1 protein-coding gene is annotated in these 465 nt (G+C 54.0%); it reads right to left on the bottom strand.

All coding sequences use genetic code 11. The annotated features are described in order from the left end of the window. On the bottom strand, window positions 1-465 hold a 465-nt coding region (locus EEB15_RS33925), incomplete at both ends, for a hypothetical protein (RefSeq protein ID WP_158290314.1).

Below are 465 nucleotides of genomic sequence, written 5' to 3'. Positions count from 1 at the left end.
GGCTCAGGGTCCGTTGCCAGCTCAGTAACGTACAAAGGTGCATAAATTCGATCCTGCACGACAACATAGCTACCGAGATCGAGCACATGATCGGGAACCAGCTGATCAGATATGCGCGGCGGCATCAAAGCTGTCCAATCAGGAGCAGCTTTGTCCTTTGTCGTGTTTTTCCTTGAGTACTCAGTCACTTCATCGGTAGGCCGCAGACGCATGTCGGCCGGTCTCAGCTTGGCCTTCCATGCCTTCGACGTTGTTGATGGAATGAGAGAGTGACGCATTGCCCAAAGCGATGCATAGCTGTCGAGACGATCAGCGTCGTAGCCGAACTTTGCGCCCTCCAGGAAGGTAAGCACCTTGTTGACCTGTTGCTCGTGGATAGCGTCGAGCGCGCGCAGGCCAATGCCTCGACGTGCTGATCCAATAGCCTTAACCTGGGTCTTTCTATCTTCAACAGCGGCGCTATAA

This window comes from Ramlibacter sp. WS9, assembly GCF_003797765.1.
Classification (GTDB): domain Bacteria; phylum Pseudomonadota; class Gammaproteobacteria; order Burkholderiales; family Burkholderiaceae_C; genus Ramlibacter.
This window is presented reverse-complemented; position numbering and strand designations above follow the sequence as displayed.